Source organism: Sphingobacterium sp. GVS05A (assembly GCF_019969845.1).
GTDB lineage: Bacteria > Bacteroidota > Bacteroidia > Sphingobacteriales > Sphingobacteriaceae > Sphingobacterium.
This window is the reverse complement of the sequence record NZ_JAHXYR010000005.1, coordinates 239,601-260,938: the sequence shown is the minus strand read 5'-3', so window position 1 is coordinate 260,938 and position 21,338 is coordinate 239,601. Positions and strand designations below refer to the sequence as shown.

The following is a 21,338-nucleotide window of genomic DNA, read 5'->3' as shown; positions in this document are numbered from 1 at the left end:
GCGAATTTCAAAAAAACACAAAAAACACTTGCGTAGTTAAACGGCAACATATAAATTTGTAGTCAAATAACTTCACAATGAATTTAAGACGAGATGTTTTTCAAGCTATTGCGGATCCAACTAGAAGAGCCATACTTCTTCTTCTGGCTTCACAAGCGATGACTGCAGGGGCTATTGCCGCAAACTTTAATACCGCAAGGCCAACGGTTTCTAAGCACCTGCAGATTCTAAGCGAATGTGAGCTACTAAAATCTGAGCAAAATGGCCGTGAAATTTACTATCAGCTCAATCCATCAAAATTGAAAGAAATAGCTGATTTTATTGAACCGTTCCGCGACATGTGGGATGTGCGATTTAACAAATTAGAAGAAATTATGAAAAACTATAAAGACAAATAAGATGGAAAAGAAAACAAAAATCCATGCCGAAGAGGGTAAACAGGAGATTTTGATCACCAGAGAATTTGACTTACCGCTAACACTCTTATTCAAAGCATATGAACAACCTGAAATCTTTGAACAATGGATGGGAACCAAGGTTTTAAAATGGGAAAATAGAAAGCATGGCTCTTATGCCTTCGAAACCTCCCATGACAACCATGTTGTATTTAAAGCGAACGGAACAATACACGAATTTATTCCCAACAAGAAAATCACACGAACATTCGAAATGGAAGACAGCCCCTTCCCAGTGCAATTGGAATATCTGAGCTTCGAAAAAATAACCGACAATAGCAGCGAACTTCTCATGCACATTGTATTCCAATCTGTGGGATTCCGCGATAAGCTTCTTCAGATGCCCTTTGCTCAGGGTATCAATATCGCACATAACAGGCTTCAGGAAATCGCGACCAAACTTATCTAACCCTCAATTATCTAAACCAAAATAGAATATGAACCTAAAAGCAGAACAATTCTTCGAGAATACCAAAAGATGGAACGAAGAGTTCAATTTACTACGGGAAATTGTCCTAGAAAACCAATCACTCGTAGAGGATTACAAATGGATGCACCCATGTTATACCTTTGAAGGAAAAAATGTTGTCTTGATCCACGGTTTTAAAGATTACTGCGCCTTACTATTTCACAAAGGCGTCCTTTTGAAGGATACGGCGCAATTATTAATTCAACAGACTGAAAACGTCCAGTCAGGCAGACAGCTCAGATTTACACATATCGAACAAATTGCAAACTTAAGGGAGACAATCGCAAATTATATTCAGGAGGCTGTGGCGATTGAAAAGTCTGGTGCAAAAGTCAATATGCGAAAAACGGATGACTACCCCGTTCCCGAAGAATTCACGAAAGCCTTAAATGAGGATAAGGAATTGCAACATGCATTTCTATCGCTAACTCCCGGTCGTCAAAAAGGATATCTATTTTATTTCAATCAGGCAAAACAGGCAAAAACACGTGAAGCAAGGATTGAGAAATATTATCAGCATATTTTGGATGGGAAAGGCATAGATGACTAAAAGAATGGAAAAAGCTGGAGTCAATACAGACGCAACCTGGACTTTTGGCAGTCACAGCACGAATATGACTGGAATTTGGTAGCTTTGTTATACAACATTAAACAGAGCCTAAACCAGTATCTGTACTGTTGATGCACTACGCGGAATTACATAGCACACACAAGGAGAATATACATGAATAAAAAACTATTTTTGTTTATCTGTGGCTTACTACCATTTATAACACAAGCCCAGCAGAAAATCGACAACAAAACTCGTCCCAACATTATCTTTATCCTAACTGACGACTTCACTGCGCAAGCTTGGGGTGTTTATGGCGGAATTTTAAAAGATATTGTAAAGAATCCAAACATTGATAGTCTTGCCAAACAGGGTGCAATACTTAACAACGCATTCTGTACAAATTCCATCTGCACACCTAGCCGGGCAGCAATTCTTACGGGGCAATATAGTAACAAAAACCAAGTTTACACGCTCGATGATGCACTGGATCCAAACCGAGCGAATATCGCCAAAGACCTACAGCATGCGGGCTATCAAACGGCTGTTTTTGGGAAATGGCATCTTAAAAAGAAACCTTCAGGATTTGATGATTTTAAAGTATTGCCGGGACATGGTGTTTACCACAATCCAACATATCTTTCCAAAGACAACTGGAATGACAATGAAGAGGCTGGCACGCCATACAAAGGTTATGTAGATGATATTACAACACAGCTGAGCCTAGATTGGTTGTCCCAGCGCAATCCGGACAAGCCATTCTTTTTGATGTGTCATTACAAAGCAACCCATGAACCTTTTGACTTCGCAGATAGATTCAAGGACTTGTATCACGATATTGAATTCCCCTATCCAGCAACTTTTCTGGATTCTGGTGCAACAACAACCGGACGGTCCTTTGAAGGCCAGCCGCTCGAAGAGCTCGGCAACCGTTACGAACAAGCGTCTACTGGCCCCTTCTGGACTTCCTACCCCGATCTTCCCTTCTCTACCAAAGGCATGAGTTCACTCGACGCCCGCAAAAAGATCTATCAAAAACTTATGAAAGATTATTTACGTTGTGTCGCAGGTGTAGATGATAATCTCGGAAAAATTATGCGCTATCTGAAAACATCCAAAATTGACGAAAACACAGTGATCATCCTTGCATCCGATCAAGGTTATTTTCTTGGGGAACATAATTTTATGGACAAACGCCTGATGTATGAAGAATCGCTACGCATGCCATTTGTTATCCGCTACCCAAGGGAAATTAGGGCAGGTAGTAAAATTGATGATATGATCCTTAATATTGACTTTGCAGCGCTATTTGCAGACTATGCCGGTATAAAAAAACCAGCTTATATACAGGGAGAGAGTTTTCGCAAAAACCTAGCAGGCCACACACCAAACAATTGGCGTAAATCTATGTATTACCGATATTGGCAACACGCTCCTATACGCCCGGCTCACCTTGGTGTGCGTGACGAACGCTACAAGCTCATCTATTTTTATGGACAACCACTGGAAATGACTGGCAGTGATAAAAAAACTACAGCGCCAGCTTGGGAATTTTATGACCTACAAAATGACCCTATGGAAACACATAATGCGATCAATGACAAGCAATACATAAAAGAGATTAGTCGATTAAAAAAGAAACTCATTAAACTTAAAGCCGAAGCTGGAGACAGTGATGTAAACCGTCCTTCTTTCCAGCGGCTGTTGATCAATGAAAATTTAGTAAAAAAATAACAAGATCATGAACTAACACCTTTCGTTAGTTTTTTATTGATTACCTGAATAATCGACTATTGGAGAAGTCGATTAAAAAGTGCGGCGCCATGAAGAAAGATGGCGCCGCACTTTTTAATATTATAGATACAATAAAGAAGTATCCTCACAGTTAGTTTAACTAGTTTTGATCCTGAAGCTGTGGGTATTTTTGATACAACCTGTCCAGAAAAAAACGTCCCATCAGCTGAAGCTTCGACTGTGTTTCAAACATACCGGAACCGGGAGATATGATACCATCAGGCATTCGTTGTACAGCACCATAATAGATGATGTCAAGGCCATTCCCATTGATATCAAGATGCATTTTCTTAGGTTTTAATCCCATAATGGACCCCATACGGGTGACCTTTTCCGAATTACTGATTTGAGCAGGACGCGCATTCAGTAGAGATTCCTGGTCAAAAACCAAATGATCTTTGGCTTCACCATCGTCAAAAAAGACATAATGCAGTTCATTGTTGCTAAGCACTAGATAGGAAGCATTGTCACGTTCGCTATATCTCGCTTTTACCCCTACTGCGGCCCAAGCTACAGTTTTAGCTGCCGTCGCTGCAGCTGAAGCCACCTTATCACCGACTGTCGCAATGTAGGCACACTGTGTAAACGCCTCGATTGGAGCTCCATTCATTTGTTTGGTTAATTCATGAAACTCTTGACGCAACAATTCATCTTTGATACCCGGAGCCAAAGCAATCCCAGCATCTCCTTCATACTTCCGAGCTGTCTCCTTTTGCTTTTTCATCATCATAAGAGAAATAAAAACACAGACAACTACGATCACAGCAAAAATACCGATGTATAAAATCATATTAATTATAATTTAGAAAATTGTTAATAATTCAACAATAAATTTAGCGTCAAAAAAGAGGATACTGAAAATCATTATCCTCTTGTCGTGTTTGTTAATAACAAAAATTTTGCCAAACTAGAGTATCCGATCCGGATAGTGGATATTATTCAACGCAGTCTGATGCATATCTACCCAAATATCATTATAAGGCTGCTGTAACAACCAATTTGGGGAACTACGCATATCCGCATCTTGATCATTGTTGTAAATAGAAGGAAACTCTGATTCCTTCGCACGGAGCAGCACCACTATTGTTCCTTTCATATGTAGTGGCAGATCTCCCAAAATGAGATTATAAAACCCTTCTTCGACCAGCCTCGGACTAAATCGTTCAAGGCTATCGTAACTCCTTTCCAGTTTACCAATGAGTTTTTCCAATTCCTGCGGATAATGTCGTTCGACATAAGATTCAAAAAGTCCTGTACCCTTATTGTAAAATCCTGCTTTCATTAAGTTGAGCGCCTCATTGCGGTATACCTGCAACAGACGATCCCCATTTAGATCGGTATAGCCTCCATCCAAAGGTTTACCATCGCGACGCAAAGCCCATATCTTAAGTTCTTTGAGTCTTTCAGATTCAGTAAAACTACTTCCTTCCATACCTTAATTATATTAATAGCTACTATTTTAGGATAGCTTAATTGCTAATGTTCTCTTTCTTTTAGTTCAAGCTGCAGTAGAATATCCCGCTTCTTTCCTTCAATCAGTGATAAATTTCCCGCTACAAAAACACCTTTTTCTCCTGAATTTCGGCTTATTCCATATACAGTAGACTCATCATCTGGATCTGACGCTCCCTCATAACGAAATAGGTAATCAATCTTAAACTGCTCTGCATGGGCCAATAAATCATCAAATTCGATGTTGTAATCTATTTTATATCCCAAACCGCTTAACTTTTCCAATGCCACACTAGCTGACGAGTACCCGTGCATTCTTTCCATAACTAATTCTTCTTAAGTTGATCTAAATAATCCATTTTTATTATAAAACGACCATTTCCCCCCTTTTGTTTTCCTCAATTTCAAATAGTTTATTCAAAATCATATTTCTATTTTTGTAAGACAAAAACTCAATATCATATGGCAAATCTAGCAGCTCCGGCTTATCAGTACACCCCTCAACTTGCATTCCAACGTTTACTCGATGTTTTGTATACCTTAAGGCTTGAATGCCCCTGGGACAAGAAACAAACCATGGAATCGTTGCGTCACCTGACGATTGAAGAGTTATACGAGCTTACAGACGCTATTCTGGAACAGGATTATCCCGAAATAAAAAAGGAACTTGGTGACGTTCTGATGCACCTCTTATTCTATGCCCGTATTGCGGAAGAAGAAGGACATTTTAATATTGTTGATGTCCTGAATGCAATCTGTGACAAGTTAATTACCCGCCATCCCCATATCTATGCAGATGCGAGCGCAAGCACTGAAGATCAAGTGAAATCCAACTGGGAAGCCATCAAGCTTCAGGAGGGCAATAAATCGGTCCTTGCAGGTGTTCCAAAAGGACTACCGGCTCTTGTCAAGGCCTACCGTATTCAAGATAAAGTAAGAGGTGTTGGTTTTGACTGGGAAGACAAAAGACAGGTGTGGGAAAAAGTTGAGGAAGAACTTGCCGAATTTAAAACAGAATTCAATATCGAAACCACTGAAGCCATAGACCGTGAAAAAGCAGAGGCTGAATTTGGCGACCTATTATTCTCGCTCATAAATTATGCAAGGCATATCGGTATCAATCCGGAAAATGCCCTGGAACGTACCAACAAGAAATTCATCACCAGATTCACCTATTTGGAGCAAAAGGCTGCGGAAAGCAAGCAACAATTGCAGGATATGAGCCTTGAAGAAATGGATGTTTATTGGAATGAAGCAAAAAAACTAAAAAAATAACGACAATCCATTAAAAGGCACGGGACTCACGGAATTTAATTCTACTTTGTCAAATTTATCCGTAAATTCGCAGGAATATGGAAACAGTTGTTAGTGGTATCAGAAGTACCGGAAAATTACATTTAGGAAATTACTATGGCGCATTGAGCAATTTTGTGAAAATGCAAAATGAATATAATTGCTTTTTTTTTATTGCGGATCTGCATTCTTTGACGACACACCCTACACCACATGGTCTTCAGGGCACTGTACGTCAAGTTATCGTTGAATATCTGGCTGCGGGTATAGACCCCGAAAAATCAACTATTTACGTGCAGTCTGACGTCCCTGAAGTTGCTGAGCTTTACTTGTACATGAACATGAACGCTTACTTAGGCGAACTTGAGCGAGCGACAGCATTTAAAGATAAAGTGCGCAGCAACCCCGACAATGTCAACGCTGGCTTGCTCACCTACCCTGTGTTAATGGCTTGCGACATTCTGATCCACCACGGAACTAAAGTTCCTGTTGGAAAAGACCAAGAGCAACATCTGGAAATGACACGTACATTTGGTAATCGCTTTAATCGCCTATATAATGTAGATTATTTTAAAGAAGCTTTTGCTTTCTCCTACTCGGACAAATTGGTTAAAATACCAGGGTTGGCAGGTCAAGGTAAAATGGGTAAATCCAATGGTGAAGCTGATTGCATTTATCTTTCGGATTCTGCTGACGCCATTCGTAAAAAAGTAATGCGCGCAGTTTCTGACTCAGGTCCAACTGAAATGAACCAGCCTAAACCCGAAGCGATCCAGAATCTATTCGATCTAATGAAGGTGGTTTCGACACCCGATACATTACAACACTTTGACGAGCTTTACAATAAATGTGAGATCCGTTATGGAGATTTCAAAAAGCAGTTGGCAGAAGATATGGTATTAGCTACAAATGATGTACGTCTTCGTATTGAAGATATATCGAACGATGACAATTATATTGCGAAAGTTGCAAAATTGGGAGCCGAGAAAGCCAGTGAGTCTGCACGCAAGACACTGAAAGAAGTTCGTGAGATTATTGGTATCAAGAGATTTTATTAAACAAGGAAAGAGAATATGCATATTGCTATCGTAGGAAATATAGGGGCTGGAAAAACGACGCTAACGGAATTATTGGCGAGTCATTTCAAATTTGAACCTCAATTTGAGGCCGTGGACAATAATCCCTATCTAGAAGATTTTTATTCAGACATGAAACGTTGGGCATTCAACCTTCAGATCTTCTTCTTAAATAGCCGTTTTAGGCATATTGTAAAGCTTCAGGAGACGGATATTAATATGATTCAGGATCGTACAATCTATGAAGATGCCTATATCTTTGCCGAAAACTTATATGATATGGGTTTAATGAGTGCCCGTGACTTTGAAAACTATAGCAACATATTCCAAAGTATTATTCACTACATCAAACCTCCCGATCTATTGATCTACTTAAAAGCTTCCGTTCCCACTTTGGTTAACAATATCCAAAAAAGAGGCCGTGATTATGAATCGGCCATCCGATTAGATTATTTGTCCAAATTAAATGACAAATATGACAAATGGATCAACAATTACAAGGAGGGTAAAGTAATGATCTTAGATAAAGATAATCTTGATTTCACAACTAATCCAGAGGATCTTGGTGGAATCATACAAAAGATAGAAGCCGAATTATTCGGATTATTTGAATAACAAGAGACAACAGATAGATAAAAGCCTGTAAATTGATAATTTTACAGGCTTTTTATTAAATAGAAATTCACAAAGTATCATGAAATTTTTAGGCATTATTCCTGCTCGATATGCTTCAAGCAGATTTCCGGGCAAACCTTTGGTTGATATTGAAGGCCAGACCATGATCCGACGGGTATACGAGCAAGTAAAGAAATCAAAAAAATTGACCGAAGTAATTGTCGCCACCGATGACCAACGTATAGCAACGGAAGTGCTCTCCTTTGGCGGCAATGTAGCCATGACATCCGATACACATCAGTCCGGTACAGACCGTTGTGCCGAAGTCATTGCCAATGATCGAGAATATGATGTCGTGATCAATATCCAAGGAGACGAACCTTTTATCAATCCTGACCAAATAGATCTTTTGGCAACTTGTTTTGAAAATCCGCAAACAAAAATTGCAACCTTAGTAAAAGAAATCGAGACTCCAGAGGAATTATTCAATCAGAATATTCCAAAAGTTGTCCGAAACACATTTGGGGAAGCAATTTATTTCAGCAGGCAAACGATTCCTTTTTTAAGAGGAGTTGATCAGGAACAATGGCTTAAGAAACAAACATTCTACAAACATATTGGTATTTATGCCTATCAAGTAGATACTTTAAGAGCTTTGACACAATTGCCGGTGTCTATACTTGAGGAAGCTGAAGCGCTCGAACAATTACGTTGGATAGAAAATGGCTACGCAATCCAAACGGCAGTTACCACACATGAAACTGTAGCGGTCGATACGAAAGAAGATCTCAATAAAATTTTAAAACTATTTTTTAATAAATAGATACTTACCGGTGTTCGGTGTAATACAAAGACCGGACGCCGTCCAGTAATTTCTTCTTGTCTAATTTATCCAATTGCTTAATCCGTTGTGTTGTCGATAGCAATTCATCCAACTGCAATTTAGTGCTCACACCTACTACAGCTGTTGCTACCGCGGGATTGGATAGCACATAGGATAGCGCTTCAGTCGCCCTATCTTCTCTTGAATTTTTTGCCATATTATCCAGATTGCGAAGTATATGCGTGACCTCTCCAGAACTATATTGAAGATAAGGTTCCACAGGCTTATTCATCAAGAGTCCTTTTCCTAAAGCTCCTCGCGCCAGGATACTGGTACCATTATTAGCCAATAATGCATCGATTTCCTCCTCTGGTCTCCTATCCAAAATACTATATTGCATCATCACTGACGAAATAGAAGATTTTGACAGAAATGCCTTAATGACATTTGGACGAATAGACGACAGCCCATAAGCACGGATCTTTCCTTGTTTCTTCAGCAATTCAAAAGCTTCAATGATTTCGTCGATCGGATCATCAATTGTACCACCATGTAATTGATAAAGATCAATATAATCTGTTTTCAATCGTGATAGCGATCCTTCAATAGTTCTAATGATATAATCTTTCGACGCTTTCCAATCCCAGCCCGAACCGTCAGCCCGCCAAAGATTACCGACTTTACTGGCCAAAACAATTTGCTTGCGAAAAGCCTGTACACTCTCACCAACAACGGTCTCATTTTGACCTTTGTCATAGAGATCAGCGGTATCAAAAAAGGTAATTCCCTTATCGAATGCTTTTTGGATAATATCTTTGGATTGTTTGGGTTGATTGCTTTTCAAGGACATACAACCCAAACCAATTTCCGAAACCGTTAGACCACTTTCACCTAATCTACGTTGTTCCATTCGTATTAAAATCGAGCAATTCCACTTCAAACACCAGCGTGCTATTCGCAGGAATATCATTGCCTTTTGCCTGCCCCCCATAGGCCAGTCTGCTTGGTATAAAAAACTTATATTTAGCCCCCTTAGACATTAATGGAATACCGATCTGCCATCCTTTGATCACTTGTCCCAGCGATAGTTTTAATGGTTCATTGCGATCATACGAACTATCAAATTGTTTACCGTTCAATAAGGTTCCTTTATAATGCACAGTAACTTCATCATTCACAGTAGGCTTCGCCCCTTCTGCCTGGGTCAAAACAAGATATTGAATACCCTCAGCCGTTGTTTTCATTCCTGCTATTTTCGCATTTTCAGCGAAGAATTTATCTTCTTGGGCACGACTTACGGCTTCTTTTTCAGCGCGTATATCCATAATGGCTTTTTGGATGACTTCTCTTGTTTGTCCATCTTCCAATAGGGTTTTCTCATTTTTCAAGGTGGCAGCAATCGCTTTTGCGATAACATCAGCTTTTAAATATTCTACTTCAGTAGATTTTAATGACTTTCCAATATCCATACCGAATGCATAGGATACAGAATCCGCTTTGGTTACCAACAGATTTGCTGAGTTTGTTTTTGTTGTCACTGTTTTTTTCTTGACCGAACTGGTCTTTTTTTTCTGCTGAGCAAATCCAGTTACGGTCGTCAGAGACAATAGGGCTAATGCGATGTACTTCATGTTTTATTTAACGGTGCTTTTGCACAATTTCTTCAATAATTTCCTGTGTTATATTAGGGTAATCAACTTCAACCCTTGATTTACTGTTGAGCCAAGCCTCAATAGCCAGCATATTTTTCTGTTTTAAACTGGAAATCACTGGTACCCCCATTTCTTCCAATGATGCTGCATTTAGGTGCTGCTCATACTGATTTTTCATCGGGACGACCAATAGTTTCTTTTTCAAATATAACGCTTCTGCCGGGGTTTCAAAACCTGCACCGCATAAAACTCCGGAAGAAGAAGCCATACTTTCAATAAAAGCTTGATTATTGATCGGTTTTATGGTCACATTCTTCATCTCAAAGGGTCGGGAATTGTGCTTGCTGAATACATCCCATTTCACGTCCGGAAATTTCATCAAGTGTTTCAACAGATGCGCATCATCATAAGCGGGCAAATAAACGGTGTAATGTCCTTGGTCAGTAACAGTAAGATCACGGACAGCATTACGGATAACTGGTGGGAAAATATTCTTGGCATATCTTTTAAAATGGAAGCCATATGAATGTGTCGCGGGAGCATAATTTTTCATAATAAACTTCCCCAACATATCACTTTCTTCCGGTTTAGGACTTGCAGGATCCAGAGCCCCAATCTGATGGCTTAGTCCAATGCATTCCAGATCCTTAGAGTGACAGGCCCATGCTGAAATAGGCTCAAAATCATTGATAACCAAATCATAACCTTCGATTGGCAGACTTTTGATCTCGTTGGTAAATTTACGAATGGTTGAACTCATAAAAGTTTTCCATAAGTCAACGCCTCCCGATTTTCCGAAAATAAAGCTTAAACCATGAAAACGATACTTTACTTCAAAAGGTAAGGAGAGATCTGCCTGGATTCCACTGACCAAAACATCCACTTCTCCCAAAGCTTTCAAACAGGGAACAATGTCCATGGCACGACTAAGGTGTCCATTGCCAGTCCCTTGTACGGCGTACAATATCTTCATAACGACTGTATTTGTGTTGGCAAATTAATGAATTTTAACGACTATCAATATTATTTTATTGTTTAGTTATATTAAGAAAAGATAAATTAATACAATGAATCTATAGAGTTAACACTATTTTTCTTCTTTTTTACGTATATTTAGTATTAACAATTATTTAATAACCAATTTACTATGACAAAGTCTCCTCTCCTTTGGACACTTTCCATTGTTGCACTGTTTACATTTAACTCATGGGGATTTTTTGCACATAAAAAAATCAACCATTACGCAGTCTTTGCACTCCCCGCAAAATTGGCCAAATTTTACAAGACCAATATTGACCTTATTACGGAGAAAGCCGTAGATCCAGATAAGCGTTGTTTTATTGACAGTACTGAGGGGCCACGGCATTTTATTGACATTGAAGATTACAGTGAAGATAGGCAGATCGACTCAATACCCATACATTGGTCACAAGCAAAGGATAAATTCCAGGAACGACAACTACTTAAAAACGGTATTATCCCCTGGCAAATTAACTTTACCTATATAAAGCTTGTTAAAGCCTTTCAATCCAAGGATTATAATAAAATCGTCAAACATTCAGCAGATTTAGGCCATTATATCGCCGATGCCCATGTCCCCTTACATACGACCAAAAATTATAATGGCCAATTAACAGGTCAGATCGGCATCCATGCCTTTTGGGAGAGCCGACTACCCGAAATGTTCGCCGGCAACTATAACCTACTTGTTGGAAAAGCCATTTATATCGTGGATCCTTTAAGCGAAGCCTGGAATATTGTTCGTGAAAGCAATCAGCTCGTCGATTCTGTACTCAGTATTGAATCGCTTCTCAACAAACAGTTTAAAGCTTCTCAAAAAAACTCATTTATCGAACGAAACAATCAATTGTTATGGACTTATTCTGATAATTATGCTAAAGCCTATCATCATGCATTGAACGGAATGGTGGAACGGAGAATGCGTAAAACAATTCTTCGGGTAGCCTCCTACTGGTACTCGGCCTGGCTTGAGTCTGGTCAACCCGACCTTTCTAGCACCTCCAAAATAAAAATTGAAAATAAAATGGATAGCATCACTACAAACGGTAAAAAGCCTATCGGCCGCGAGGAATGGATGTAAGCAGACCGCAGATAACCGACCGGACTACACACAATATTAGTACCGGACTATTTACTTCTTAATCAACTGAACTAGTTTTGCGGCATAAAACCTATGAACTGCCCTATAGTGATTTTGCAAAAACGTAAAATACGATAACGGCGCAAATCAAAAACAGGTAACAAGGATATATCGAATCCCTTTACGGACTACCAGTTTATGATTAAATAGGATAATTAAAAGAAATCATGTTGAATAAAAAAATAGCGTTAACAAAGCTCGCCATCGTCTTGACTGTAGGTGCTACCCATGCACAAATGAGGGACACGACAGCATTGAATGAAGTCATTATTAATCAGAACAGACTCCAGATCCCCTTTTCAAAGCAAAACAAAAACATACAGATATTGACACAAGAAGACATCCAACGACTCCCCAATCGTTCGATAAACGAACTGCTAACTAATATACCCGGTGTTGATGTACGTCAAAGAGGACCATTTGGTTCACAGGCTGATGTAAGTATAGATGGTGGCTCATTTGAACAAACTGCGATCCTATTAAATGGGGTTAAAATTACAGATCCACAGACTGCGCACCACAATATGAACCTACCCGTACCTGTGGAATCTATTGAGCGTATCGAAATTATCAGAGGACCAGCCTCCCGTATCTTCGGCATCAATGCACTAACTGGTGCAATCAATATCGTTACAAAAAAAATCGAATCCAATCAGATCAGTGCACAGGTATATGGTGGATCGTCATTTAAAGACAATGAACAGGCGAGCTCTGGTAAATATTACGGCAAGGGAGCCCAATTAGGTGCGCAGTTCAACAGCCGGCGCACCAGTCACGGCTTATATTTTGGACATGAAGATTCCAACGGTCAGCGTTATAATACAGCCTCCAATAATAACAAATTGTATTACGACGGAACTTATCAGCCCAATGAATCCAATCAAATAAAAGCAAACTTTGGCTATATAGACAATCAGTTTGGGGCCAATGGATATTATGCTGCCCCAACGGACAAAGAGGCCTATGAACAAGTTAAAACTGCATTCGCGTCCCTACAGTCTAAACATCAATTGAGCAAGGACTTTTCCATTAGCCCCCGACTCAGTAACCGATATAATGAAGATGAATATTGGTACTTGGGAAGGCAAACCAGCAAGGGTAGATCAAAACATTATAGCAATGTTTTTGGAGCCGAAGTAAATGCCGCATTAGAACAGCATTACGGAACTTTTGGTTTGGGACTAGAGAGCCGATTCGAGCGAATCAATAGTACCGCTATCGGATCCCATAACCGCGAAAACTACGGCGGTTACCTGGAATTCAAAACTGAAGCGATTACCAAACTAATGATCAATGCGGGAGCCTACGTAAATTATAACTCAAAATTTGGCTGGCAGGTATTCCCGGGCCTCGACTTAGGCTATAGTATAACCGAACGCTGGAAATTTGTCCTGAGTGCAGGATCTGCCCAACGTATTCCGTCATTTACAGACCTCTATACCAATCAAACTGCCAATATTGGAAACCCAGATCTAACATCAGAGAATGCGTATCAGATTGAGGGTGGTATCAAATATCTATCCAACCGTATCGTGGCTCAGGCGAGCTATTTTCACCGAAATATAAATGATTTCATAGACTGGCAAAAAACCGAGGGCGCTATTGCTGAGGGAACCGTGGTTCCATGGAAACCCTCCAATATTGGAAAAAATACTGTTGATGGCGTCAATGGATCTTTTCGTTATCAGCTCAATGATCCAATGGCCATCACACGATATTACACGACAATAAGTTACAACTACCTAAATCCAACGATCAAAGTTGAAGATGGCGTCCGCTCCAAGTATGCCATCGAAAATTTAAGACATCAGGTTATTCTCAATTTTACGGTGAATCATAAAAACTGGATGCTGACAACAGCTAATCGTTTCAACGAACGTATCAGTTACAAAAATTATTTTATTGCAGATCTAAGAGCTTCATATCAGTTTATCGACCTCAATATTTTTGCCGATATTCAGAACATTTTTGACAAGAGCTATATTGAAGCGGCGGCTGTACCTATGCCAGGAAGGTGGTTTAGTCTAGGTGCAAAATATAAATTCAGGTACTAAAAACTTAAAATCATCGCAAAGAGATACCCCTGCGTAAAAATACATACTATCTCTTATAACTAAAATACCCCATAAATGATTATCAATATGGGGTATTAGACGTTTATTGAATCTTTGGCATTAAAGCACGCAGACTTTTGGATGATTATTCTAACTTCGGGCTAATGACATTATTTTTTCGGAAGTACCGATAAAATCCCGCCAATCAAGTGTTTTTGGAATGCAGGTTCATCATAAGATTCTTCTGTATGCCCCAGTCCTGTATAAAAAACCTTTCCTCCATCATAATTTTGGCTCCAGGAAATCGGATGATGATCGCCCATTTTTCCACCATTATAACTCTTCTCATCCAAATTCATCAACACATGTAGACCTTCTTTCACATCTTTAAAATTGTACCATTCATCCTTATGCCACCATACGGGATCAAGATGTTTGGTAGCGATATTTTTTCTATCGACTACATCTATTTTAGCATTCTGCACAGCAGGATGTGATGCAAAATAGGCCCCCACCAAACCGTTATACCACGGCCAGTCAAATTCGGTATCCGTTGCGGCATGGATCCCCACAAAACCTTTGCCCGATTGGATATAACGGACAAACGCATCTTGCTGCGGCTCATCCAAAATATTACCAGTAGTACTTAAAAAGATAATGGCATCATACTTTTTCAAACCTTGGTCCGTAAACAGCCCCGCATCTTCTGAGTGATCTGAGGCAATCTTTTCTTTATCTAGCAGTTGTTTAAGGACCTGAGCCCCCTTTTCGATACTGCTGTGTCTAAACCCTTGAGTTTTACTAAAAATCAGCACCCTTTTTTGTGCAATGGCGGTCATAGTCATCGCAAAAAAGAAAAACAGAAAAATGAAGAATTTATTCATGATATAGTTGGTTATTATTAAAATTTAGTTTAGGCTTTCTATAAGCTAAGGTCGCAACTTTCTGTAGTACGTTTAACACTTAGATCATAATAGAAAAAGCTGTGTACTCTCCCCGTACACGGCTTTTTCAAAATTTCATCGTACGATTAGTTCTCGGTAGAAATCAAGACTTTCAATAATATCATCCTCTGAAACGAAAATATCATACTCACAGCTACCTATTTTATCTAGGAGCGCAAAGCCGATCTGATTAGATAGATTTTTCTTATCATTCCGCATCAGATCCAATAGAGTTGTATCGATAACCGAACTGAACGTATAATCTTCAAAGTATCTTCTGAAAGTAGCAATGAGATCATTTAATTCATCCAACGAAAGTCCATTCAATTTATGAGAAAGATACCCTTCACAGATCATTCCAACAGCAATAGCTTCCCCATGTAATAAAGGGTTGCGATCATTCAACAACGAATATCCTTCAATGGCATGACCAATGGTATGTCCGAAATTCAGGATCTTACGAAGACCTTTTTCTTTAGGGTCTTCTAAGACTACCTTATTCTTTATGGAAACAGAATGCTTCACCAATGCATTATCTATCTGCGTTATATCCAGTATTTTCACACGTTCATAATACGCACGGTCAAAGATCAGTCCGTGTTTAATAACTTCAGCAAACCCGGATATCAATTGCCTTCTATCCAATGTTTTTAAGAATTGACTCGAAATAAACACGGCTTGTGGTTGGGCAAACGTTCCGATTATATTTTTCACGCTTCCCATATCTATTCCGGTCTTTCCACCGACAGAAGCATCTACTTGCGAAAGTAAGGTTGTCGGAATCTGAATGAAGTCCATCCCCCTCTTAAACGTGGATGCCGCAAAACCACCCATATCAGTGACAACACCACCGCCGAGATTGATCAGCAACGAATGCCGGTCAGCTCCAAAATCAAGCATATTCTGCCACACTCCGATGCAGAAATCTATATTTTTATTCTCTTCCCCGGGATCTACCTCTATGACATCATAGTTGGATAAATTAGGTAAAGCTTGCTGAAACAATGGTAAACAATTGTCTAAGGTATTGGTGTCTACCAAAACTATAATTTTTGAATAATTCCGTTCCGCTAAAAACGTCTCCAAAGAGGCCAACGTATCATCAAAATATACTTGATAGCCCAAACTTTCTATGACTTCCATTCTACGATTCTTTAAGGTTTAAATTTTCTATTTACCAATATTGTTTAATATTACACCAATTTTACTTCCATCCCATCAAATTCAACAACATCACCAGGCTTTAATTTCAGTCTTTTGCGATAATCAACCTGGCCATTATACTTGACATACCCTTCAGCGACAACCCACTGAGCCATAGCACCATGCTCTACCCAATTTAAAGCTTTAAGTAACTGTATAAGCTGTATATATTCTCCTTCGATTTTAAATTCTTGCATTCCACAAAAATAGTGGTTTAACCGAGGAATACAAGAATAATCATCGTTTTAATGCTTACTAAATTACTACATTTGCCTTATTGCAAATAAAGATTATGATTGAGAATTCTGAGCCCAGAACATTGTCCTTTGATAATACAGAGATCGCTTTTAAAAGTAAAAGTGATAAGGATTTAGAAAGAGCGTATTGGTTATTCAAAATAATAGCGAATAACTTTTTAACTAAAGTAGGTCCATCAATGACCAACTTTGCGCTGAACATTGGATTGCCGATCCAGGGTATAATCCGTAGTACAATCTTCAAGCATTTTTGTGGAGGAGAAACCATTGAAGGCTGCGAAGCCGCCATCAATGAATTGGGTGAAAATGGTGTTGGAACCATATTGGACTATTCGGTTGAAGGCGAAGAGACCGAAAGTGCTTTTGATGCCTGTTGCGAAGAAGTACTACGTACGGTATCCGCTGCCAGCAAAAACAAGTATATTCCCTTTTCAGTTTTTAAACCAACGGGATTAGGTCGTTTTGAATTGTTCGAGAAGGTTAATGCCAAAGAAACATTAACAGAATCCGAACAAGGAGAATACCAACGCATGTTGGATCGCACAGACCGTATCTGTAAAGCTTGTCATGAAGCGGGCGTAAAGGTATTGGTTGACGCTGAACATTCCTGGATCCAAGATGCTATTGATGACATCGCACGCGAAATGATGGAAAAATACAATATGGAAAAACCTATTGTTTATAATACCTATCAGCTTTACCGCAGTGACAAATTAGCTTCTTTAAAAGCTGATTTTGAATATGCTAAGGTCAGAGGTTTTCACATGGGAGCAAAAATTGTACGAGGTGCCTATATGGAAATCGAACGTGCACGTGCTACACAAATGGGCTATGCTGACCCGATCCAACCGAATAAAGCTGCATCTGATACAGATTACAATGAAGCTATTGAGTTTATATTGGACCACTTGGACAATTTCGGACTGATGGCTGGTACACACAATGAAGACAGCAGTATGTTATTGGCCGAGGAAATAGACAAACGTGGTATCGACAGATCGACAGATCGGATCTATTTTGCTCAACTATTGGGAATGTCAGACAATTTGAGTTTTAATTTGGCTGCCCACGGTTATAACGTTGCTAAATATATGCCTTATGGACCAGTTAAAGCTGTGATGCCTTACCTATTCAGAAGAGCACAAGAAAACACCTCCGTTGCCGGAGCCACTGGTCGGGAACTTGGGCTGTTGATCAAGGAAAAACAAAGAAGAAAAGCTAGTCGTCGATAACGACTAGCTTTTTCTTATTCAGCTTGCATCCACCTGTTAGATTTCTACATACCCCGCCTTCGCTCAAAATATAAGCAGCGATTACATCGTGACTGCCCTCTCCCGCTCTATTTTCCTCATCTATTATAAATAGCGATAATGTTTCATAAAAACGGTGTTCCTATTTCAGCTTCTCGACATTGGTATAAGCGAATTACAAATTGATTCCAAATTATTGAAACAATTATTTATGTTTGCAAACTTTTCCCTTAAAATAAAGTTCATAGTGAAATGATGTTCCCCCGGAACAAAAAGTATATATATTTGAAATGGAAGAAAAACTTAGATTATTTGATCTTGCCCGTCACCAGATCAGCAAATATCCCGATCTTAACATGTTTGCCCACAAACTGGATGGCAAGTGGAACTATATCAAAACGGCTGATTTTCTTGAAAAAGTGGACAATCTGTCCAAAGGACTGATTGAACTCGGTGTCAAGCCCAACGAAAAGGTTGGTCTTATCGCAGGCAGTAGTATGGAATGGCACATGATAGATTTTGCTATTCAACAAATTGGCGCAGTGGTGGTAGCCATTTATCCCAATATTACCGACGCTGATTATCAATATATTTTTAACGATGCTGAAATCAGGGTCTGTATCGTCAGTAATAAGAGTCTATACGACCGCTTGATGAACCTAACGGAGTCCATCTATACATTAAAATATATCTTCTGCATTTCGGAACAGGAATCTACCCGAAGCTGGAATGAGCTCAATGATCTAGGGGGCAACTGTCCAGAAGATAGACTGATTCAGTTACGCGATCAGATCAAACCCGAAGATCTGGCTACATTAATTTATACTTCTGGCACAACTGGTAAGCCGAAAGGTGTTATGCTTTCCCATAATAATATTTTTTCGAATGTGCTTGGAGCAGCAGAAATCACCCCCTGCAAGGCTTATGATCGAGGACTAACTTTTCTTCCCCCCTGTCATGCTTATGAGCGGATGGTACTCTATACCTACATGCACCTAGGCTTTACCATACATATTGCAGAGTCTTTTGATAAAATTGGTGATAACCTAAAAGAAGTAAAACCACATATCATGACTGTCGTTCCCCGCATCCTCGAGAAGGTTTATGAGAAAATCATGAAAACAGGTCATGAGCTTACCGGATTCAAAAGAAAAGTATTTGATTGGGCCGTTAATATAGCTGAAGAATATGATCCTAATCCTATCAAGAGAAGTTTCGCGTATAATATGAAGCTTAAGCTTGCCAAACAGCTTGTACTCAACAAATGGTACGAAGCCTTGGGTGGCGAGCTGTTAACCGTTGCTTCTGGTTCGGCGTCACTGCATAACAGACTGACGCGCGCTTTTTTGGCCGCTGGAATTCCATTATATGAAGGATATGGTATGACTGAGGCATCACCTTTGATCTCGGTTAACCATTACATTAAAGGAATACGTATAGGTACTGTTGGGCTCCCCGTTCGATTCGTAGAAATCAAACTAGCTGAGGATGGTGAAATTTTGGTCAAAGGGCCTAATGTGATGATGGGCTATTACAAAAATAAAACCGAGACAGATAAAACGATTATTGATGGTTGGTTGCATACAGGCGACATTGGCAAATGGGAAGATGAGAAATTCCTAAAAATTATAGATCGCAAGAAAGAAATGTTCAAGATTTCAGGTGGCAAGTACGTTATCCCGCAACCTATAGAGACCAAACTTGTGGAATCTAAATTTATTGAACAGGCTATGGTGATTGGTGACGGGATGAAATTTGCTTCTGCATTTATTGTACCCAATTATTCTCACCTATTGGATTGGGCTAAAAATGATGCTCCAGAACTCGCAGATATGACCAAAGAAGACTTCTTGACTAATCCTGCAATTATCAAAAAGGTAAATCAGGAAGTACGTCACGCCAATCAGCACTTTGGCAACTGGGAGCAAATCAAAAAGCCTATTATTTTAAGGGATGAATTCACTATTGAAAATGGGGAACTGACTCCGACCTTAAAAATGAAGCGTAAAGTTATTCTCGAACATCATCAGGAAGAATTTAATAATCTATATCAAATGGAGATCGATTAACCGAAATCACTCCTATTTTAATATATCTTTGCACTTATTTATAAAAAGTATCACATGAAATTATTAAAGGATAGAATCCTTAATGACGGCAAAAGCCTCGCTGGAGGTATACTCAAAGTAGATAATTTTATCAACCATCAGATGGATCCTGTATTGATGAAATCTATTGCAGTAGAATTTGTACGTCGTTTTGCAGATCTACCCATCAACAAGATCATAACAATTGAAGCGAGTGGCATTGCACCAGCGATCATGTTGGGCTACCTATTAGAACTGCCCGTTGTTTTTGTTAAAAAGGCAAAACCTAAGACTATGGGTGATATGTATGTTAGTGAAGTACATTCTTTTACCAAAAATCGAACCTACGATATCTGTGTTAGCAAGGAGTTTCTTTCCACAGATGACAAAGTGCTCTTTATCGATGACTTTCTTGCCAATGGAAATGCAGCGTTTGGTATGCTGGATCTCATCCAACAGTCTGGTGCCGCATTATTGGGTATGGGTTTTATTATCGAAAAATCCTTTCAGGAAGGTGGCGAAAGATTACGGGAATTATCCGATATCCGAATAGAATCTTTAGCACGTATAAAATCTTTGGAAGTGGATAAAGTCAGCTTCGAAGAAGATTAACAAAACAAAAGCCTCATTTCAATAAAGAATGAGGCTTTTTAAGTTTAAACAACAAGATAAATTATATTTTTAATCCCAACGATAGTCGTTGTAAAAATCTTCTGGATGTCTGCTGATCGGCACATCCTTCACCACACGTATGTTGGCGGCCCCTAAGTTAACATTTAACATGAAAGAAGGTACATTAGCCGAAAAGCTCCAACGTCCGTTTCTCATATAAACATATCCATTGCGATAAGGATCATAAAATGTTTTATAGTCCCTAAAATAAACGTGATGTCTATTATCATATCGATGTGCTCTCGCCCAAGCTGGCGGACCATGCCTATATTCCTTACGATAATACTTGGCTACTTTTTTATGATATTTCCGATCTTCCTTATCTCTTTTTTCCCAGTATTTCCGTTCTTCCTTATCCCTTTTTTCCTCGTATTTCCGATGCTCTTTCTCATGCTTCCATTCGCGGTCATTTCCACGATGCTGAGCTGACGATTCTTTTGGAGTTATTAATGCAAGTCCTCCTATTGCTAGTGCGAAGTATATTATCTTTTTCATAACCAGACAATTTAAATTTATAAATCAAGTACGATA

Annotated in this window: 23 protein-coding genes; 13 read left to right on the top strand and 10 right to left on the bottom strand. The window is 39.3% G+C overall.

Features of this window, described 5'->3' with window-relative positions:
• The first annotated feature begins 77 nt into the window (after positions 1-77).
• The 4 genes from LC454_RS14575 (at position 78) to LC454_RS14560 (ending at position 3,208) form a co-directional block, all read left to right on the top strand.
• The gene (locus LC454_RS14575) at positions 78-398 is read left to right on the top strand and encodes an ArsR/SmtB family transcription factor (protein ID WP_120257324.1); all 321 of its coding nucleotides are present in this window, start codon (positions 78-80) and stop codon (positions 396-398) included.
• Position 399: 1 nt separating this feature from the next.
• Entirely contained in the window at positions 400-864 is a 465-nt protein-coding gene (locus LC454_RS14570) for an SRPBCC domain-containing protein (RefSeq protein WP_223583226.1), read from the top strand.
• Between the two features lie 28 nt (positions 865-892).
• Complete coding sequence (locus tag LC454_RS14565) at positions 893-1,474, top strand: YdeI/OmpD-associated family protein (RefSeq protein ID WP_223583225.1); 582 nt, start codon at positions 893-895, stop codon at positions 1,472-1,474.
• Between the two features lie 174 nt (positions 1,475-1,648).
• On the top strand, positions 1,649-3,208 hold the full coding sequence (locus LC454_RS14560) for a sulfatase (RefSeq protein WP_223583224.1): 1,560 nt from the start codon (positions 1,649-1,651) through the stop codon (positions 3,206-3,208).
• 160 nt (positions 3,209-3,368) lie between these two features.
• On the opposite strand, the gene LC454_RS14555 is transcribed toward LC454_RS14560, so the two are convergent.
• From LC454_RS14555 to LC454_RS14545, 3 genes are all read right to left on the bottom strand, one after another.
• Positions 3,369-4,058: a hypothetical protein gene (locus LC454_RS14555; RefSeq protein ID WP_223583223.1), complete on the bottom strand. Its 690-nt coding sequence runs from the start codon at positions 4,056-4,058 to the stop codon at positions 3,369-3,371.
• A gap of 117 nt (positions 4,059-4,175) precedes the next feature.
• Positions 4,176-4,700, bottom strand: a complete 525-nt coding sequence (locus LC454_RS14550) for a hypothetical protein (RefSeq protein ID WP_223583222.1) — start codon at positions 4,698-4,700, stop codon at positions 4,176-4,178.
• A gap of 44 nt (positions 4,701-4,744) precedes the next feature.
• Complete coding sequence (locus tag LC454_RS14545; RefSeq protein WP_223583221.1) at positions 4,745-5,044, bottom strand: hypothetical protein; 300 nt, start codon at positions 5,042-5,044, stop codon at positions 4,745-4,747.
• A gap of 138 nt (positions 5,045-5,182) precedes the next feature.
• Between LC454_RS14545 and mazG the strand changes: the two genes are divergently transcribed.
• The 4 genes from mazG to kdsB all read left to right on the top strand — a co-directional run bounded on the left by mazG (position 5,183) and on the right by kdsB (position 8,527).
• Positions 5,183-5,995: a nucleoside triphosphate pyrophosphohydrolase gene (gene mazG / locus LC454_RS14540; protein WP_223583220.1), complete on the top strand. Its 813-nt coding sequence runs from the start codon at positions 5,183-5,185 to the stop codon at positions 5,993-5,995.
• A gap of 77 nt (positions 5,996-6,072) precedes the next feature.
• Positions 6,073-7,071 carry a tryptophan--tRNA ligase gene (gene trpS, locus LC454_RS14535; protein ID WP_223583219.1) on the top strand — a complete coding sequence of 333 codons (999 nt, stop codon included), beginning with the start codon at positions 6,073-6,075 and terminating at the stop codon, positions 7,069-7,071.
• A 15-nt stretch (positions 7,072-7,086) separates the two neighbouring features.
• Positions 7,087-7,704: a deoxynucleoside kinase gene (locus LC454_RS14530; RefSeq protein ID WP_120257315.1), complete on the top strand. Its 618-nt coding sequence runs from the start codon at positions 7,087-7,089 to the stop codon at positions 7,702-7,704.
• A 79-nt stretch (positions 7,705-7,783) separates the two neighbouring features.
• Positions 7,784-8,527: a 3-deoxy-manno-octulosonate cytidylyltransferase gene (gene kdsB / locus LC454_RS14525; RefSeq protein WP_223583218.1), complete on the top strand. Its 744-nt coding sequence runs from the start codon at positions 7,784-7,786 to the stop codon at positions 8,525-8,527.
• Between the two features lie 4 nt (positions 8,528-8,531).
• On the opposite strand, the gene LC454_RS14520 is transcribed toward kdsB, so the two are convergent.
• From LC454_RS14520 to LC454_RS14510, 3 genes are read right to left on the bottom strand one after another with little or no spacing between them, the layout of a single operon-like run.
• Positions 8,532-9,437 (bottom strand): aldo/keto reductase, encoded by a 906-nt coding sequence (locus LC454_RS14520; RefSeq protein WP_223583217.1) that lies wholly within the window; start codon positions 9,435-9,437, stop codon positions 8,532-8,534.
• Positions 9,424-10,158 carry an FKBP-type peptidyl-prolyl cis-trans isomerase gene (locus LC454_RS14515; RefSeq protein ID WP_223583216.1) on the bottom strand — a complete coding sequence of 245 codons (735 nt, stop codon included), beginning with the start codon at positions 10,156-10,158 and terminating at the stop codon, positions 9,424-9,426. Before LC454_RS14515 ends, LC454_RS14520 begins: the two co-directional genes overlap by 14 nt.
• Positions 10,159-10,165: 7 nt before the next feature.
• Entirely contained in the window at positions 10,166-11,152 is a 987-nt protein-coding gene (locus tag LC454_RS14510; protein ID WP_120257311.1) for a glycosyltransferase family protein, read from the bottom strand.
• Positions 11,153-11,326: 174 nt separating this feature from the next.
• On the opposite strand from LC454_RS14510, the gene LC454_RS14505 reads away from it, so the two are divergent.
• Complete coding sequence (locus LC454_RS14505; RefSeq protein WP_223583215.1) at positions 11,327-12,280, top strand: zinc dependent phospholipase C family protein; 954 nt, start codon at positions 11,327-11,329, stop codon at positions 12,278-12,280.
• A 227-nt stretch (positions 12,281-12,507) separates the two neighbouring features.
• The gene (locus LC454_RS14500; RefSeq protein ID WP_223583214.1) at positions 12,508-14,394 is read left to right on the top strand and encodes a TonB-dependent receptor plug domain-containing protein; all 1,887 of its coding nucleotides are present in this window, start codon (positions 12,508-12,510) and stop codon (positions 14,392-14,394) included.
• A 170-nt stretch (positions 14,395-14,564) separates the two neighbouring features.
• Here the strand turns inward: LC454_RS14500 and LC454_RS14495 are convergent, their stop codons facing one another.
• From LC454_RS14495 to LC454_RS14485, 3 genes are all read right to left on the bottom strand, one after another.
• A complete protein-coding gene (locus tag LC454_RS14495; protein ID WP_223583213.1) occupies positions 14,565-15,278 on the bottom strand; it encodes a ThuA domain-containing protein in 714 nt (237 codons plus the stop codon).
• A gap of 135 nt (positions 15,279-15,413) precedes the next feature.
• A complete protein-coding gene (aroB, locus tag LC454_RS14490; RefSeq protein ID WP_223583212.1) occupies positions 15,414-16,481 on the bottom strand; it encodes a 3-dehydroquinate synthase in 1,068 nt (355 codons plus the stop codon).
• A 50-nt stretch (positions 16,482-16,531) separates the two neighbouring features.
• Positions 16,532-16,738, bottom strand: coding sequence for an RNA-binding S4 domain-containing protein (locus LC454_RS14485; RefSeq protein ID WP_120257306.1), 207 nt, complete (start codon positions 16,736-16,738; stop codon positions 16,532-16,534).
• A 95-nt stretch (positions 16,739-16,833) separates the two neighbouring features.
• On the opposite strand from LC454_RS14485, the gene LC454_RS14480 reads away from it, so the two are divergent.
• From LC454_RS14480 to xpt, 3 genes are all read left to right on the top strand, one after another.
• Positions 16,834-18,030 (top strand): proline dehydrogenase family protein, encoded by a 1,197-nt coding sequence (locus tag LC454_RS14480; protein ID WP_223583211.1) that lies wholly within the window; start codon positions 16,834-16,836, stop codon positions 18,028-18,030.
• 308 nt (positions 18,031-18,338) lie between these two features.
• Positions 18,339-20,117 carry an AMP-dependent synthetase/ligase gene (locus LC454_RS14475; RefSeq protein ID WP_223583210.1) on the top strand — a complete coding sequence of 593 codons (1,779 nt, stop codon included), beginning with the start codon at positions 18,339-18,341 and terminating at the stop codon, positions 20,115-20,117.
• A gap of 54 nt (positions 20,118-20,171) precedes the next feature.
• Positions 20,172-20,747, top strand: a complete 576-nt coding sequence (xpt, locus tag LC454_RS14470) for a xanthine phosphoribosyltransferase (RefSeq protein ID WP_223583209.1) — start codon at positions 20,172-20,174, stop codon at positions 20,745-20,747.
• 69 nt (positions 20,748-20,816) lie between these two features.
• On the opposite strand, the gene LC454_RS14465 is transcribed toward xpt, so the two are convergent.
• Entirely contained in the window at positions 20,817-21,302 is a 486-nt protein-coding gene (locus LC454_RS14465) for a hypothetical protein (protein ID WP_223583208.1), read from the bottom strand.
• Between the last annotated feature and the right edge of the window lie 36 nt (positions 21,303-21,338).

Coding starts and splice junctions, on each gene's coding strand:
- LC454_RS14485 (WP_120257306.1), bottom strand. CDS start 16,738: ATGCAAGAATTTAAAATCGAAGGAGAATATATACAGCTTATACAGTTA.
- LC454_RS14480 (WP_223583211.1), top strand. CDS start 16,834: ATGATTGAGAATTCTGAGCCCAGAACATTGTCCTTTGATAATACAGAG.
- LC454_RS14510 (WP_120257311.1), bottom strand. CDS start 11,152: ATGAAGATATTGTACGCCGTACAAGGGACTGGCAATGGACACCTTAGT.
- LC454_RS14555 (WP_223583223.1), bottom strand. CDS start 4,058: ATGATTTTATACATCGGTATTTTTGCTGTGATCGTAGTTGTCTGTGTT.
- xpt (WP_223583209.1), top strand. CDS start 20,172: ATGAAATTATTAAAGGATAGAATCCTTAATGACGGCAAAAGCCTCGCT.
- LC454_RS14545 (WP_223583221.1), bottom strand. CDS start 5,044: ATGGAAAGAATGCACGGGTACTCGTCAGCTAGTGTGGCATTGGAAAAG.
- LC454_RS14500 (WP_223583214.1), top strand. CDS start 12,508: ATGTTGAATAAAAAAATAGCGTTAACAAAGCTCGCCATCGTCTTGACT.
- LC454_RS14465 (WP_223583208.1), bottom strand. CDS start 21,302: ATGAAAAAGATAATATACTTCGCACTAGCAATAGGAGGACTTGCATTA.
- trpS (WP_223583219.1), top strand. CDS start 6,073: ATGGAAACAGTTGTTAGTGGTATCAGAAGTACCGGAAAATTACATTTA.
- LC454_RS14515 (WP_223583216.1), bottom strand. CDS start 10,158: ATGAAGTACATCGCATTAGCCCTATTGTCTCTGACGACCGTAACTGGA.
- LC454_RS14475 (WP_223583210.1), top strand. CDS start 18,339: ATGGAAGAAAAACTTAGATTATTTGATCTTGCCCGTCACCAGATCAGC.
- LC454_RS14575 (WP_120257324.1), top strand. CDS start 78: ATGAATTTAAGACGAGATGTTTTTCAAGCTATTGCGGATCCAACTAGA.
- mazG (WP_223583220.1), top strand. CDS start 5,183: ATGGCAAATCTAGCAGCTCCGGCTTATCAGTACACCCCTCAACTTGCA.
- LC454_RS14495 (WP_223583213.1), bottom strand. CDS start 15,278: ATGAATAAATTCTTCATTTTTCTGTTTTTCTTTTTTGCGATGACTATG.
- LC454_RS14560 (WP_223583224.1), top strand. CDS start 1,649: ATGAATAAAAAACTATTTTTGTTTATCTGTGGCTTACTACCATTTATA.
- LC454_RS14570 (WP_223583226.1), top strand. CDS start 400: ATGGAAAAGAAAACAAAAATCCATGCCGAAGAGGGTAAACAGGAGATT.
- LC454_RS14565 (WP_223583225.1), top strand. CDS start 893: ATGAACCTAAAAGCAGAACAATTCTTCGAGAATACCAAAAGATGGAAC.
- kdsB (WP_223583218.1), top strand. CDS start 7,784: ATGAAATTTTTAGGCATTATTCCTGCTCGATATGCTTCAAGCAGATTT.
- LC454_RS14505 (WP_223583215.1), top strand. CDS start 11,327: ATGACAAAGTCTCCTCTCCTTTGGACACTTTCCATTGTTGCACTGTTT.
- aroB (WP_223583212.1), bottom strand. CDS start 16,481: ATGGAAGTCATAGAAAGTTTGGGCTATCAAGTATATTTTGATGATACG.
- LC454_RS14520 (WP_223583217.1), bottom strand. CDS start 9,437: ATGGAACAACGTAGATTAGGTGAAAGTGGTCTAACGGTTTCGGAAATT.
- LC454_RS14530 (WP_120257315.1), top strand. CDS start 7,087: ATGCATATTGCTATCGTAGGAAATATAGGGGCTGGAAAAACGACGCTA.
- LC454_RS14550 (WP_223583222.1), bottom strand. CDS start 4,700: ATGGAAGGAAGTAGTTTTACTGAATCTGAAAGACTCAAAGAACTTAAG.